The 14,060-nt window shown below is 70.4% G+C and carries 13 protein-coding genes; 2 read left to right on the top strand and 11 right to left on the bottom strand.

Translation table 11 applies throughout. The annotated features are described in order from the left end of the window. Window positions 1-165: 165 nt before the first annotated feature. The 9 genes from WG923_RS05265 to WG923_RS05305 all read right to left on the bottom strand — a co-directional run bounded on the left by WG923_RS05265 (window position 166) and on the right by WG923_RS05305 (window position 8,935). Entirely contained in the window at window positions 166-735 is a 570-nt protein-coding gene (locus tag WG923_RS05265) for a hypothetical protein (RefSeq protein ID WP_340349888.1), read from the bottom strand. Between the two features lie 89 nt (window positions 736-824). Beyond that, window positions 825-1,463 (bottom strand): nucleotidyltransferase family protein, encoded by a 639-nt coding sequence (locus WG923_RS05270; RefSeq protein WP_340349889.1) that lies wholly within the window; start codon window positions 1,461-1,463, stop codon window positions 825-827. Next, window positions 1,460-2,593, bottom strand: a complete 1,134-nt coding sequence (locus WG923_RS05275) for a vWA domain-containing protein (RefSeq protein WP_340349890.1) — start codon at window positions 2,591-2,593, stop codon at window positions 1,460-1,462. The genes WG923_RS05270 and WG923_RS05275 overlap by 4 nt, the downstream gene beginning before the upstream one ends. Beyond that, window positions 2,587-3,465 (bottom strand): AAA family ATPase, encoded by an 879-nt coding sequence (locus WG923_RS05280; protein WP_445322897.1) that lies wholly within the window; start codon window positions 3,463-3,465, stop codon window positions 2,587-2,589. Before WG923_RS05280 ends, WG923_RS05275 begins: the two co-directional genes overlap by 7 nt. Before the next feature lie 24 nt (window positions 3,466-3,489). After that, a complete protein-coding gene (locus WG923_RS05285) occupies window positions 3,490-4,152 on the bottom strand; it encodes an SRPBCC family protein (protein ID WP_340349892.1) in 663 nt (220 codons plus the stop codon). Between the two features lie 44 nt (window positions 4,153-4,196). Continuing rightward, window positions 4,197-6,602 (bottom strand): aerobic carbon-monoxide dehydrogenase large subunit, encoded by a 2,406-nt coding sequence (locus WG923_RS05290; protein ID WP_340349893.1) that lies wholly within the window; start codon window positions 6,600-6,602, stop codon window positions 4,197-4,199. Window positions 6,603-6,613: 11 nt separating this feature from the next. Then, complete coding sequence (locus WG923_RS05295) at window positions 6,614-7,099, bottom strand: (2Fe-2S)-binding protein (RefSeq protein WP_340349894.1); 486 nt, start codon at window positions 7,097-7,099, stop codon at window positions 6,614-6,616. Between the two features lie 25 nt (window positions 7,100-7,124). Then, window positions 7,125-7,991: an FAD binding domain-containing protein gene (locus WG923_RS05300; protein ID WP_340349895.1), complete on the bottom strand. Its 867-nt coding sequence runs from the start codon at window positions 7,989-7,991 to the stop codon at window positions 7,125-7,127. A gap of 134 nt (window positions 7,992-8,125) precedes the next feature. Continuing rightward, the gene (locus tag WG923_RS05305) at window positions 8,126-8,935 is read right to left on the bottom strand and encodes a LytTR family transcriptional regulator (RefSeq protein ID WP_340349896.1); all 810 of its coding nucleotides are present in this window, start codon (window positions 8,933-8,935) and stop codon (window positions 8,126-8,128) included. Between the two features lie 205 nt (window positions 8,936-9,140). On the opposite strand from WG923_RS05305, the gene WG923_RS05310 reads away from it, so the two are divergent. Both WG923_RS05310 and WG923_RS05315 read left to right on the top strand, forming a co-directional pair. Continuing rightward, the gene (locus WG923_RS05310) at window positions 9,141-10,547 is read left to right on the top strand and encodes a selenium-binding protein SBP56-related protein (protein ID WP_340349897.1); all 1,407 of its coding nucleotides are present in this window, start codon (window positions 9,141-9,143) and stop codon (window positions 10,545-10,547) included. Continuing rightward, window positions 10,544-11,212 carry a hypothetical protein gene (locus WG923_RS05315; RefSeq protein WP_340349898.1) on the top strand — a complete coding sequence of 223 codons (669 nt, stop codon included), beginning with the start codon at window positions 10,544-10,546 and terminating at the stop codon, window positions 11,210-11,212. Before WG923_RS05310 ends, WG923_RS05315 begins: the two co-directional genes overlap by 4 nt. 121 nt (window positions 11,213-11,333) lie before the next feature. On the opposite strand, the gene WG923_RS05320 is transcribed toward WG923_RS05315, so the two are convergent. Next, window positions 11,334-12,944: an ABC transporter ATP-binding protein gene (locus WG923_RS05320; protein WP_340349899.1), complete on the bottom strand. Its 1,611-nt coding sequence runs from the start codon at window positions 12,942-12,944 to the stop codon at window positions 11,334-11,336. Window positions 12,945-13,014: 70 nt separating this feature from the next. Continuing rightward, window positions 13,015-14,046, bottom strand: a complete 1,032-nt coding sequence (locus WG923_RS05325) for an ABC transporter permease (RefSeq protein ID WP_340350081.1) — start codon at window positions 14,044-14,046, stop codon at window positions 13,015-13,017. Window positions 14,047-14,060 lie beyond the last annotated feature (14 nt).

The raw sequence follows: 14,060 nt of genomic DNA on the forward strand, positions 1-14,060 counted from the left end.
CGGGCGGTAGATACCCGCCCGTTTGGTCGTGAAGCCGGTATTGTAGCGGCCAAACCCTTCACTCGCAAGGCTTTGGCTCGCATCCGGCCCCCCTGGCGCAGGTGGCGACACGCGCCGGCCCGCGGACTGGGGATCTGCACAGAGGTGGTTGCGACGCGCGAGATTTCAAGGGCCGCCGCCCGGGTGCGCGCGCGGGCCCAGGCTCAGCCGCACCAGCGCCTGCACCAGCGTGACGCTGGCCACCATGCCCCACACCATGCCCGCGAACATGCCGGCCAGCACCGCCGCCGGCTCGCGCACGGCCTGGGCCCAGCCGGCGAGTTCCAGCATCGCCAGCGAGCCCGCCGCCATCCCCACCACCATCCAGGCGGAGCAGACGAGGTTCTGCCCCAGTTGCGCGCAAAGCTGGCGGCGGCAGCCGCGGCGCAAGCGCGGCATCAGCGGCAGCACCACCAGGCCGCCCGCGACCATGCCGATGTGCGCCAGCGGCAGCTGGGTCACGTGCACCAGCACCATGGCGCCCAGATCGGCCGGGCCGGTGCACAGGGCGGACAGCGTTTCCAGGCCGCCGGAATGGGCGTCGATCGCCATGCCGGCCAGCATGCCGACGGCGCCGAGCAGCAGCATCCACTGCGGGGAGTTGAGGCCGCTGCGGCTGGGGCGCAGCTTCGCCAGGGCGAGCAGGCCGATGAGGATCAGGCCGGCGCCGAGCGCGGCCCAGGCGGTGCCGTTCATTTGGCCCTCCGACGGGCCGCCCCTAGGAGGGCTACGGCCCCCCCGGGGGGCAGCGACGACACGAAGTGCGGAGCGTGGGGGCTCATTGTTCACACCTCCGCGGCTTGCGGCAGGCCCAGGCGTTCCAGCAGGCGCTGGTAGGCCTCGGGGGTGTCGCAGTCGGTGGTGAAGCGGTCGTGGCTGGCCTCGTGCCAGAAGGTCTCCTCCGGATATTGCTGGGCCAGCTTGCGGCATCCGATCAGGCGCCGGCCGGCGGCGACCTCGGGGGCGTAGGCCGCCGCGAAGACGATGGGGTTGCCGCGCTCGCCCTGGTGGCGCGGGATGACGATGGAGCTGGCCGGATGCGCGAGGTACACGTCCATCAGTTCGTGCAGGTCCCCGGTGCGCAGCAGCGGCAGGTCGCCGGGGCAGACGAGGATCGCGTCGGTGGCCATCGTCAATGCCGCGACGCCGGCGGCCACCGAACGCATCTGCCCGTCTTCGTACCGCAGGTTCGCCTGCAAGGTCACCGGCAGGTCCAGCACGGCGCGCATCACCTCGCGCCCCTGCCAGCCCGTGACGACCACCGTTTCCTGCATGCCGGCGGCGAGCACGGTGCGCACGGTGCGCCGCACCAGCGCTTCGCCCTCGAAGGGCAGCAGCAGCTTGTTGGCGCCGCCCATGCGCGAGGATTGCCCCGCCGCCAGGACGACGGCGGAAAAGCGGATGCCGGAGAGGTCGGTGTTCATTGCAGTGCCTCCAGGAGTTCGGGCAGGACGGCGCGGATGCTGGCCAGGTCGCCCCCCGGCGCCAGCAGGTCCAGGTGCGGCAGCGCCGCCCGCATCCCCTGGCTCACCGGCGCGAAGCCGGGCCGCTTGCACAGGGGGTTGAGCCAGACGATGCGGCGCGCGCGCCGGCGCAGTTGCGCCAGCGCCCCGGACAGCAGCGCCGGGTCGCCGGTGTCGTAGCCGTCGCTCATCACGACCAGGGCGGTGCGCGAGTGCACGAGGCGCGCCGCGTGGCCGGCGTTGAACTGCGCCAGGCTCTCGCCGATGCGCGTGCCGCCGCCCCAGCCCTGTGCCAGCAGGTGCAGCCGCTCCTGCGCGCGCCAGGGATCGGGGTCGCGCAGCGCCTCGGACACCGCCGTGATGCGCGTGTGGAAGATGAAGGTGTGGACGTCCGCGAGTTCGGCGCTCAGCGCCCGCGCCAGGCGCAGGTAGAAGAAGCTGTAGGCGGCCATCGAGCGGCTGACGTCCAGCAGCAGGACGAGGCGCGGCCGCACGCGGCGCGGCGCCTGCCACGCCAGCCGGATGGGCGTGCCGCCGGTTTCGACGCTGCGGCGGATCGTGGCCTGCAGCGCGAGGCGCTTGTGCTGGTGGGCGCGGGCCTGCCGCCGCAGGCGCAGGTGCTTCAGGCGCCGTGCGAACCGGCGCATGAGGGCTTCGATGTCCAGCGTGTGCTCGCGCGCGAGGTCGCGGAAGTCGGTGGACGAGAGCGATTCGGCGTGGCTGGCGGCGTCGCGGGGCTTGAGCGGGTCGCCGGCTTGCTTCGTCCCGGCATCGCCTCCCGGGCGGCTCGCGGCCTGCTGCACGCCGGTCTCGACCAGCCGCTGTTGCGGCGCGGCCCAGCGGTTGGCGGGCAGGAACCAGGCGTCGAACAGTCCGTCGAAGCGCCGCCACTCGTCGCAGCGGCCGCACAGCAGGGCCTTCAGGCTCCAGCGCAGGACCTGCGCATCGAGCACGCCGACGTCGCGGGCGGTGCGCAGGACCTGGACGGAATCGGTGGCGCCGACGCCGAAGCCGTTGGCGTGGAGGAAGGCGGGGAAGCCGGCGAGGCGGTCGCCAGCGCGCGCTGCGAGGGACGGCGCGTCGTTCAACATGCTGCCGCCAGCCGCGCGACCGCTTCGCGGGGGAAGGCGGCGCGGTCGTCGCGGGTCTTGATGAGGGCGCCCAGCGTCTCCAGGATGCGCTCGGCGCCATCGCGCTCGATCACCGAGATGCCCAGGCGCAGCAGCGCCGCCGTCCAGTCCAGCGTCTCGGCCACGCCCGGCTTCTTCTGCAGCTCCATGCGGCGCACGCCCTGCACGAAGGACACGATCTGGCGCGCGAGTCCCGGCGCGGCCTGCGGCGCCTTCAGGCGCACGATGGCCAGTTCCTTCTCCGGGTCCGGATAGTCGATGTACTGGTACAGGCAGCGGCGGCGCAAGGCGTCCGACAGCTCGCGGGTGCCGTTGGAGGTGATCACCACCAGCGGCCGGCTCGTCGCGCGCACGGTGCCCAGCTCGGGAATCGAGAGCTGGAAGTCCGACAGCAGCTCCAGCAGGTAGGCTTCGAAGGCTTCGTCCGCGCGGTCGACCTCGTCGATCAGCAGCACCGGCGGCACCGCGCAGGTGATCGCCTCCAGCAAGGGGCGCTTGAGGAGATAGCGTTCGGAGAAGATGTCCTGCTCCTTCTGCTCCATGCTGCGGCCGTCCTGTTCCAGCAGCTTGATCGCCAGCAGCTGGCGCTGGTAGTTCCATTCGTACATGGCCGCGTGCGTGTCCAGGCCCTCGTAGCACTGCAGCCGGATCAGGCGCGTGTCCCGCACGGTGGCCAGGGCCTTGGCGATCTCGGTCTTGCCCACGCCGGCGTCGCCCTCCAGCAGCAGCGGCCGCTGCAGGTCCAGCATCAGCAGCAGCGCGGCCGCCAGCGCAGGCTCGGCGATGTAGCCGGCGCGCGCCAGCTCGCCCTGCAAGGCGCCGACTTCGTTCATGCGCCCGTCGGTCACACGGCGCCTTCAGGCCCGGCGGGCCGGGAAGAGCTGGTGCAGCCAGTCGCGGAACACGGCCCACAGCAGCGCCAGGCCATTGAGCTCGCGCGCCGCGGCCGGAGTGGCGGGCACCGCGGCCGCAGCGGCGGAGAGCGCGGCCGGCGTGGCGGGCGCCGCCCCGTCGGCCCGCGCAGCAGCCGGTTCGGGTATAGCCTCGGCCTGCGGCGGCACCGGCACGCTGCGCAGCTTCTCGGCGAAGTTGGCGGCGAACTGCTGCAGCACCTGGTCGGCCACCGCGGACATCATCCGCCCGCCGAAGGTCGCCGCCTTGCCGCTGACCGATACCTCCGCGGCCCCCACGAGGCGGCAGGCCGTGCTGCCCTCCTCCTCGATGTGCGCGCGCAGGTCCATGGCGGCCCCCGAGGTGCCGGTGGTATCCGTGCCCCGGCCGACCAGGAACAGGCTGCGGGCCGCGTCGTCGACGTCCTTGACCTCCACCTCGCCGCGGAACACCAGGCTCGCGGGCCCGAGCTTCACCGTGACCGTGCCCTTGACGTGGCGCTCGTCCACGCGTTCGGTGATGCGCGCGCCCGGCATGCAGGCAGCGACCGCCTCCAGGTCCTGCAGCAGCACCCAGGCGGCGGCCGCGGGCCCGGCCAGCGCGAACGACTTCTCCAGTTGCACCTTCATCCGTTGTCTCCCCGAGGGACCTCTTGGCGTGTGTGACGGTTCATTCAGTGGCGGTCGATGCCCAGCGCGTGGCACTGCTGCCAGACGCGGTACGCCGTGTGCGGCATGTCCATGTGCGTCACGCCCAGGTGCGCGAAGGCATCGATCACGGCGTTGCTGATGCACGGGATGCCGCCGACGTGCGGCGACTCGGCCACGCCCTTGGCGCCCAGCGGGTGGTGCGGCGACGGCGTGACGGTGTGGTCGGTTTCCCAGCGCGGCGTCTCGACGGCCGTGGGCAGGAAGTAGTCCATGAGGCTGTTGCCCAGGTGGTTGCCGTTGTCGTCGAACGGCACCTGCTGGCCCATGGTCACCGCGAAGGCTTCCGTGAGGCCGCCGTGGATCTGGCCCTCGATGATCATCGGGTTGATGCGCGTGCCGCAGTCGTCCAGGGCGTAGAAGCGGCGCACCTTCACTTCGCCGGTGTGCTTGTCGATGTCGACCACGCACACGTAGGCGCCGAAGGGATAGGTCAGGTTCGGCGGGTCGTAGTAGGCCACCGCGTTGAGGCCCTGCTCCATCCCGTCGGGGATGTTGCCGGTGTGCGCGGCCATGCAGATCTCCTTCATGGTCTTGCAGGCCTCGGGGTTGCCCTTGACGCGGAAGCGGTCCACCTCCCATTCGAGGTCGCCCTCGCCCACCTCCAGCAGGTGCGCGGCGATCTGCATGGCCTTTTCCTTGATCTTGCGCGCGGCCTTGGCCGTGGCGGCGCCGGAGACGGGCGTGGAGCGCGAACCCCAGGTGCCCGCGCCGTACGGTGCCTTGTCGGTGTCGCCCTCTTCCACCACGATGTCGCTGGCGGGCAGGCCCAGCTCGGTGGCGATGATCTGGGCGTAGGTGGTGGCGTGGCCCTGCCCCTGGCTCATGGTGCCCAGGCGCGCGATCACGCCGCCGGTGGGGTGCACGCGGATCTCGCAGGAATCGAACAGGCCGATGCCCAGGATGTCGCAGGCCTTGGTCGGCCCGGCGCCGACGATCTCGGTGAAGGTGGAGATGCCGATCCCCATCAGCTCGCCCTTGGCACGCTTCTCGGCCTGTTCGCGCCGCAGCCCTTCGTAGTCGACGGCCTGCAGCACCTTCTCCAGCGCCGGGGCGTAGTCGCCGCTGTCGAGCGTCCAGCCCATGGAGGTGGTGTACGGGAACTGCTCCTTGGCCACGAAGTTGCGCCGCCGGATCTCCGCCTTGTCGATGCCCAGCTTCTGGGCCAGCACGTCGATCATCCGTTCGATCAGGTAGACGGCCTCGGTCACGCGCAGCGAGCAGCGGTAGGCCACGCCGCCGGGCGCCTTGTTCGTATAGACCGCGTCCACCCGGCAATACGCATTCGGGATCGCGTAGGAGCCGGTGCAGATCGAGAACAGGCCGGCCGGGAACTTCGAGGCCGACACATGCGAGTTGAAGGCGCCGTGGTCGGCCAGCGCGGTGAAGCGCAGGCCCTTGATGCGGCCGTCGGTGTCCGCCGCCAGCTCGCCCACGCCGTGGTAGTCGCGGGCGAAGCCGGTGGTGGAGATGTTGTCGATGCGCGATTCGATCCACTTGACCGGCACGCCCGTCACGATGGAGGCGACGATCGCCACCACGTAGCCGGGATACACCGGCACCTTGTTGCCGAAGCCGCCGCCGATGTCGCCGCCCACCACGCGGATCTTGCTTTCCGCGATGCCGGAGAGCATGGCCAGCACGGTGCGCACCAGGTGCGGCGCCTGCGTGGTCATGTAGACCGTGAGGTAGCCCGTGGCCTTGTTGAACGAGGCCACGCAGCCGCAGGTTTCCAGCGGGCACGGATGCACGCGCGGATTCAGGATCTCCTCGCGCACCGTGATCGGCGCGTTCTCGAACGCGCTGTCCGCGGCCGCCTTGTCGCCCGCCTCCCAGGTGAAGATGTGGTTCGGGTGCGTGCGCGGCCCGTGGCCGACGTCCTTCTTCTCGGCGATGTCCTCGCGGATGGTGGGCGCGTCGCTGTCCATCGACTTCTTCGGGTCGACGATCGCGGGCAGTTCCTCGTAATCCACTTCGACCAGCGCCGCGCCGTCGGCCGCCGCATAGCGGTCGCTGGCCAGCACCATCGCCACTTCCTGCAGCTGGAAGCAGACCTTCTTGTCCGCCAGCACCGCCTGCACGTCGCCGCCGAGCGTGGGCATCCAGTGCAGGTTGACCGGCTTCAGGTCGTCGGCAGTCAGCACCGCCACCACGCCCGGCGAGGCCAGCGCCTTGCTCTTGTCGATGCCGCGGATGCGCGCATGCGCGTAGGGGCTGCGCACGAGCGCGCCGAACAGCATGCCCGGCAGCTTGATGTCGTCGACGTAGCTGCCCTGCCCGCGGATGAAGCGCGCATCTTCCTTGCGCAGCAGGGACGTGCCCATGCCCTGGAGCGCTTCTTCCCTTTGCTGGAGTTCCGACATGTCGCCCATGGTGCTCTCCTTCAGGCCGGCTGAGCCGCGAGTTTCCGGGCCGCGGCCTGCACCGCCTTGACGATGTTCTGGTAACCCGTGCAGCGGCACAGGTTCCCGGCGATCCAGTAGCGGATCTCTTCTTCCGTCGGGTTGGGGTTCTCCTGCAGCAGCCGGTAGGCCCGCGTGATCATCCCGGGCGTGCAGTAGCCGCACTGCAGGCCGTGTTCCTCGTGGAAGGCCTGCTGCAGCGCATGCAGCGCGCCGTTGCGCTCCAGCCCCTCGATGGTGAGCATCGAGGCGCCCTGGCACTGCACCGTGAGCATGGTGCAGGACTTGACGCTCATGCCGTCGATGTCGACCGTGCAGGCGCCGCAGTGCGAGGTCTCGCAGCCGATGTGCGGGCCGGTGTGCAGCAGCCGCTCGCGCAGCGTGTGGATCAGCAGCTCGCGCGGCTCCACCGCCACGTCCGCTTCCTTGCCGTTCAGCGTGAACGACACCAGGGTCTTCTGGGCCATGCTTGTCTCCTCGTGGGGTCGTTCGTCAGGCGGCGGCGCGGGACTGCGCCTTCAGCAGGGCGCGGCGCGTCATCTCGCCGGCCATCGCGCGCTTGTAGTCGGCATCGCCGCGCTGGTCGGCCACGGGGTCGCAGATGTCCATGGCGAGGCGCGCGGCCTCGGCGAGGCTGGCTTTGTCCAGGGCCTGGCCGACCAGGAACTCTTCGGCCGCCGTCGCCTTCAGCGGGGTCGCCCCGACGTTGGTGAGCGCGATGCTGGCGCTGGCGACCTTGCCGCCGTCGATGCGCAGCAGCACGGCGGCAGCGGCCGTGGCGAAGTCGCCGATCTTGCGCTTGAGCTTTTCGTAGGCATAGCCCGTGCCCGCCGGCGGCACGCGGACCTGGATGCGCGTGAGCACCTCGCCCGGCTCCAGCGCGGTGGCATAGAGGCCGAAGAAGAAGTCCGCCGCCTTCACCGTGCGCTCGCCCTTCGGGCCGCGCAGCACGAAGGAGGCGTCCAGCGCCAGCATGAGCGCGGGATGGTCGTTGCCGGGGTCGCCATGCGAGATGTCGCCGCCGATCGTGCCGCGGTAGCGCACCTGCGGGTCGGCGATGGCGCGGGCGCCTTCCACCAGCAGCGGCAGCTTCTCGGCCAGCAACTTGGACCAGACCAGCTCGTTCTCGGTGGTCATCGCGCCGATGTGGATCTCGCCGCCGACGTCCGCGATGCCGCGCAGGTCGGGGATGCGGCCCAGGTCGATCAGGTGCGCCGGCTGGGCGAAGCGCAGCTTCATCATCGGCAGCAGGCTGTGGCCGCCGGCCAGCAGCCTGGCCTCGTCGCCGTAGCGGCCGAGCAGCGCGATCGCATCGGGCAGGCTGGTGGGGGCGTGGTATTCGAAGGGGCTGGGGATCACGCTTGTCTCCTCTCACGCCTCTGACGCCGGACGTGGTTCGGGCGACTGTAGGAAAAGCGCCGAGTGCCGAGCGCGGCACCGAACCAAACCGGGGAAACGCTGCACGAACGGCAGCGCGCTTGCACGAACGCGAATCAGTCGCGTGCCGCGTGGGCCAGCGAGTCGCCCAGGCCGAGCTGCTCCATCAGGTGCGGAGCGCTCGCGCGCGACACCGGGATGTCGGCGGGCGTGGAGCCCATCATGCGCAGCGTGATGCGGCCGTCGTCGCGCACGATCTCGTCGACCTGCGCCAGGTTGACGATGTAGCTGCGGTGCACCCGCAGGAACAGCTGCGGATCCAGCCGCGACTCCAGGTCGCTGATCGCCAGGTTGCAGAACTGCGCGCCCTGGCTGGTGTGCACCCAGGTGTAGTGGCCCTCCGAGCGGATGAAGGACACGGCGGGCACGTCCACCAGCAGCACGCGGTTCTTCTTGATCGTGGGGATCTTGCGCAGCCGCCGCCGCTCCGGCGCGTCGGCCGCGCCGCGCTCGTGGCCCTCCTCGACCTTCTGGCTCACGACCTCGGTGATGTCGTAGAAGACGAGCGTGTAGCCCGTGGTGGCGCCCTGGGCGTCGCCGATCTTCGACACCTTGATCAGCAGCACGCGGTCGGGGATGTTGATCATCAGCGCCATCGGCGGCGCGTTGTTCACCGGGCATTCCGCCTGGCCCAGCAGGAACTTGAGCTTGGCCTTGGCGGCCTCCGGGTGGAAGGAGGTGACGATCTTGCCGAAGGGCAGCTTCTCCTGCACCGGCAGGCTGCGCCGGGCGAAGTCGTTCATGCCGGTCACGCGCAGTTCGCGGTCCACGTTGACCACGCCGACGTCGAATCGCTCGAGCAGGTAGAGCCAGGAACTCGAGGACGACGGGGTGGGAACGGCAGCGCTGAACGGGCAGGACTTCACCTTGTCTCCTCGGCAACGGATGGCAAAAGTACTCCCATGCGCCGGCGCTCGCAAGGCCCGAACGGGCCGTGCTGTTGTGCAGTGCAGCGGGGCCATGACCCTTCCACCTTCCGGGTGCTTGCTTCACGGGGTGCACGGGCGGAGCATGGCCGCGCCGCCGTCGCGGATGCCGCGGCGGCGGGTCACCTCGACGAGGAGCTACCCCATGATCGAAACCCTGCGACCGGACCCGACCTTCCATCCCTCGCCCAAGCTGGCGATGGAGGCCGAAGCCGAACACATCTGCTACACCGCGCTGCTCTCGCCGGACCGCTCGCGCCCCGATGCGCTGGCGGTGGTCGACCTCGATCCGTCGTCGCCGACCTATTCGAGCGTGCTGCGCCGCGTCGACCTGCCGAACAAGGGCGACGAGCTGCACCACTTCGGCTGGAATGCCTGCAGCTCCGCGCTGTCGCCCCTGACCGGGCACGCCTTCCTGCAGCGCCGCTACCTGATCGTGCCTGGGATGCGCTCCTCGCGCATGTACGTGTTCGACACGCAGCCCGACCCCACCGCGCCGAAGCTGGTCAAGACCATCGAGCCGGACGAGATCCTGCGCAAGACCGGCTATTCGCGGCCGCACACCGTGCACTGCGGGCCGGAAGGCATCTACGTCAGCACGCTGGGCGGCGCGGGCCCCGATGGCACGCAAGGCCCGCCCGGCATCTTCATCATGGACTGCCAGACCTTCGAGGTGCTGGGGCGCTGGGAGATCGACCGCGGGCCGCAGACGCGCCACTACGACTTCTGGTGGAACCTGCCGCGCGACTACATGGTGTCCAGCGAATGGGCGCTGCCGCCGCAGTTCGAGAACGGCCTGGTGGCGGAGGACCTGCTGGCCAACAAGTACGGCCACGCCCTGCACTTCTGGAACCTGCGCGAGCGCAAGCACGTGCAGACCATCGACCTGGGCGCCAACCACCAGATGGCGCTGGAGATCCGCCCCGCGCACGACCCGACGCGCGAATACGGCTTCCTCGGCGTGGTGGTGGACACGACCAACCTCGAAGCCTCGGTGTGGACCTGGTGGCGCGAGAACGGCAAGTTCCACGCGCGCAAGACGGCCACCATCCCGCCGGAGCCCGCCCCGGCCGACCAGTTGCCGGCGCTGCTGAAAGGCTTCGGTGCCGTGCCGCCGCTGGTGAGCGACATCGACCTGTCGCTGGACGACAAGTACCTGTACGTCGCCTGCTGGGGCACCGGCGAACTGCGGCAGTACGACGTGCGCGATCCGCTCAAGCCCGAACTGGCCGGCAGCGTGCGCATCGGCGGCGTCGCGCGGCACGAGAAGCATCCCACCGGGCGCGCCTTCGGCGGCGGCCCGCAGATGATCGAGATCAGCCGCGACGGCCAGCGCGTCTACTTCACCAACTCGCTGTACAGCACTTGGGACACGCAGTTCTATCCGGACGGCATCCCCGGCGTGCAGGCCATGTGCAAGGTCGGCGCGGGCGGCGGGCTGAGCGTGGACCGCGAGTTCCACGTGGACTTCGGCAAGGAGTACGGCGCGCACCAGGTGCGGCTGCAGGGCGGCGACTGCTCCACCGACTCGTTCTGCTATCCCTCGGCTTGAACGCGAGCGCGGCGCTCTGGACGACCGTGATCGTCCTGGGCGCATACCACGGGCTCAACCCCGCCATGGGCTGGCCGCTGGCGGTGGCCAACGGCCTGACCGCGCGGCGCGGCGGCGCGGTCCTCGTGACGGCGCTGCCGCTGGGCGGCGGCCATTTCGCGGCGATGGCGGTGGTGCTGGTGCCGCTCGCCGCGCTGGCCTGGCTGGTGGAATGGAGCCGGCCGCTGCGCATCGGCGCGGGTGCCCTGGTGCTGCTGTTCGGCCTGTGGAAGATGGTGGACACGCGGCATCCGCGCGCGCTGGCGCGCATCCCGCCGTCGCGGCTGGCGTGGTGGTCCTTCCTGATGGCGACGGCGCATGGCGCGGGCCTGATGCTGGTGCCCTTCATGCTGCGGCTGTGCGAGGCGCCGCCGCCGTCGGCCGGTGGGATCGAACGGGCGCACGGACGGGTGATGGACACGCTGGCGCGCTCGGACGTCGCGACGGCGCTCGCGGTCGCGGGCGTGCACACGCTGGCGATGCTGCTGGCGGGGGTGGGGATGGCTTATGCCGTGTACCGCTGGCTGGGGCTGCAGTTCCTGCGGCGGGCGTGGTTCAACCTGGATCGGGTGTGGGGGGCGAGCCTGGCGCTCGCCGGCGCGGCCGGGATCTGGATGGCGCTGTGATGCCAGCGGATGTCCCGTAGGCTGGCGGTGACGAAGGAACCCCGGCGTTGCGCGAGCGATGCCAGCGCTGGGGTTTCGCTTTCGCTCCACCGCCAGCCTGCGGATCACCAAGGGGCCGGCCTCAGCTCGCGGCAGCGACCAGGGTCTGCGTATACGGATCCCGCGGCCTGCGCAACACCTCGTCCACGGTGCCCGATTCGATCACCTGCCCGTCCTTCATCACCAGCACGTCGTGCGCCATCGCCCAGATCACGTCGACGTCGTGCGTGATCAGCAGGTAGCTCAGGCCCCGCTCGCGCTGCAGCCGCTGCAGCAGCTTGAGCACCTGCTGCTGGATCGTCACGTCCAGCGCGCTGGTGGGTTCGTCCAGCACCAGCACCTGCGGCTGCACGATCAGCGCCCGCGCGATCGCCAGCCGCTGCCGCTGGCCGCCGGAGAATTCGTGCGGGTAGCGACCGAGCAGGCCCGGGAACTGCGCTTCGGTGAGGCCCACCTCCTGCAGCACCCGGTAGACGTGCTCGCGCCGCTGCTCCAGCGTCAGCGCCGGCTGGTGCACCAGGAGGCCTTCGCCCACGATCTCCTCCACCGTCATGCGCGGCGAGAGCGACGAGAACGGGTCCTGGAACACCACCTGCACCAGCCGCCGGATCGAACGGTTCTTCACGCTGTCGGGACCCCAGCGCGTGCCGACCACGTCCAGCTGCCCCTGGTGCGGGATCAGCCCCAGCGCGGCCAGCGCCATGGTGGACTTGCCGGAGCCCGATTCGCCGACGATGCCCAGCGTGCCGCCGGGCGGCACGTGGAACTGCGCGCCGTGGACGGCCACGAATTCGCCCTTGCGGAACCAGCCGCGGAAGCCCGGAATGGGCACCGGGTAGGACACGCGCAGTTCCCGCGCCTGCATCACCGGCGCTTCGCCGCTGCGCGGCTCCTGCACGTCGCGCTCGGGCCGGCTCTTCATCAGCTTGATCGTGTAGGGGTGCTGCGGCTGCTCGAAGACGCGCGCCACGGGGCCCTGCTCCACGAGGCTGCCGTTCTCCATCACCGCCACCCGGTCGGCGAAGCGCCGCACCAGGTTGAGGTCGTGCGTGATCAGGAGCACCGCCATGCCATTCTGGCGCTGCAGGTCGGCCAGCAGGTCGAGGATCTGCTGGCGCAGCGTCACGTCCAGCGCGGTGGTGGGTTCGTCGGCCAGCAGCAGCCGGGGCCGGCAGGCCAGCGCCATGGCGATCATCGCGCGCTGCCGCTGGCCACCCGAGAGCTGGTGCGGATAGGTGGACGCGCGGCGCCGGGGCTCGGGGATGCCGGTGGCCGCGAGCGCCTCGATGGCGGCGTCCCAGCCCTGCTTCGGTGACAGGCCCTGCTTGACCTGCAGCACTTCCGCGATCTGGTCGCCGATCGTGTAGACCGGGTTCAGGGCCGTCATCGGCTCCTGGAAGATCATCGCGATGTCGCGGCCGCGGATGCCGAGCAGCTCGCGCTCGGAGGCCTGCAGCAGTTCGGTGGGGGCACCGCCCGGTTCACGCGCGGCCAGCCGGGCCGAGCCCGTGATGCGGGCGTTGTGCACCAGGCGCACGAGGCTCAGTGCCGTGACCGTCTTGCCGGAGCCGGACTCGCCGACGAGCGCCAGCTTCTCCCCGGGTGCGATGGAGAAGTCGACGCCGTGGACGACCTCCTTGGGGCCGAAGGCGACGCGCAGGTCCTTGACTTCGAGCAGCGGGGGGAGCGGCATGTTCTGTTTCATCGGGGAGCGCCCCCACCCCTGCCCTCCCCCGGAGGGGGAGGGAGCAAGACGGGGGGCATCATGCGTCCGCCTTTCGCGGGTCGAGGGCGTCGCGCAGCGCGTCGCCCATGAAGGTCAGGAGCAGCAGCGTCATCACCAGCACGCTGAAGGTGGTGAGCGAGATCCACCAGGCGTCGATGTTGTTCTTGCCCTGGCTCAGGAGCTCGCCCAGCGACGGGGTGCCGGGCGGCACGCCCAGGCCCAGGAAGTCCAGCGAGGTCAGCGCCAGGATCGCGGCGCTCATCCGGAACGGCAGGAAGGTGATGACCGGCGTCATGCTGTTCGGCAGGATGTGCTTGGCCATGATCCGGCCGTTGCCCACGCCCAGGGCCCTCGCCGCGCGCACGTAGTCCATCTGCCGGTTGCGCAGGAACTCGGCCCGCACGTACTGCGACAGGCCGGTCCAGCCGAACAGGGACAGCAGGATCAGCAGCAGCGCCACGCTGGGCGAGAAGATCGCGCTGAAGATGATCAGCAGGTACAGCTCCGGCATCGACTCCCAGATCTCGATGAAGCGCTGGAACGCCAGGTCGGTCTTGCCGGCGAAGAAGCCCTGGATGGCGCCCGTGATCACCCCGAGCACCACGCCGATGAAGGTCAGGGCCAGGCCGAACAGCACGCTCAGGCGGAAGCCGTAAATGAGCTGCGCCAGCATGTCGCGTCCGCGGTCGTCGGTGCCCAGCAGGTTGTCGCGCGTGGGCTTCGAGGGATTCGGCTCCTTGGCGAAGTAGTTCAGCGTCTTCGCCCCGTAGGGATTGGGCGGATAGAGCGCGAAGTTGTCGCCCTTGGTGAGCTGCTGCCGGATGAAGGGGTCGAGGTAGTCCGTCTCGGTCAGGAAGTCGCCGCCGAAGGTGGTCTCGGGATAGCTGTTGACGAGCGGCGAGTAGTACTGGCCGTTGTAGCGCACCAGCAGCGGCCGGTCGTTGGAGATCACCTCCGCAAAGAGGCTCAGGATCACCAGCGTCAGGAACAGCACGAGGCTGACGAAGCCCAGGCGGTTCCGGCGGAAGCGCCGCCAGGCGCGCCGCGTGGGCGACACGTGCACCCACACGGCCGGCGGCGTGG

It is taken from the genome of Ramlibacter sp. AN1133, from assembly GCF_037890035.1.
Taxonomy (GTDB): domain Bacteria; phylum Pseudomonadota; class Gammaproteobacteria; order Burkholderiales; family Burkholderiaceae_C; genus Ramlibacter.

Bases quoted from the DNA above. Each gene is read 5' to 3' on its own strand.
- WG923_RS05265 (WP_340349888.1), bottom strand. From the start codon at position 735: ATGAACGGCACCGCCTGGGCCGCGCTCGGCGCCGGCCTGATCCTCATC.
- WG923_RS05270 (WP_340349889.1), bottom strand. From the start codon at position 1,463: ATGAACACCGACCTCTCCGGCATCCGCTTTTCCGCCGTCGTCCTGGCG.
- WG923_RS05275 (WP_340349890.1), bottom strand. From the start codon at position 2,593: ATGTTGAACGACGCGCCGTCCCTCGCAGCGCGCGCTGGCGACCGCCTC.
- WG923_RS05280 (WP_445322897.1), bottom strand. From the start codon at position 3,465: ATGAACGAAGTCGGCGCCTTGCAGGGCGAGCTGGCGCGCGCCGGCTAC.
- WG923_RS05285 (WP_340349892.1), bottom strand. From the start codon at position 4,152: ATGAAGGTGCAACTGGAGAAGTCGTTCGCGCTGGCCGGGCCCGCGGCC.
- WG923_RS05290 (WP_340349893.1), bottom strand. From the start codon at position 6,602: ATGGGCGACATGTCGGAACTCCAGCAAAGGGAAGAAGCGCTCCAGGGC.
- WG923_RS05295 (WP_340349894.1), bottom strand. From the start codon at position 7,099: ATGGCCCAGAAGACCCTGGTGTCGTTCACGCTGAACGGCAAGGAAGCG.
- WG923_RS05310 (WP_340349897.1), top strand. From the start codon at position 9,141: ATGATCGAAACCCTGCGACCGGACCCGACCTTCCATCCCTCGCCCAAG.
- WG923_RS05320 (WP_340349899.1), bottom strand. From the start codon at position 12,944: ATGCCGCTCCCCCCGCTGCTCGAAGTCAAGGACCTGCGCGTCGCCTTC.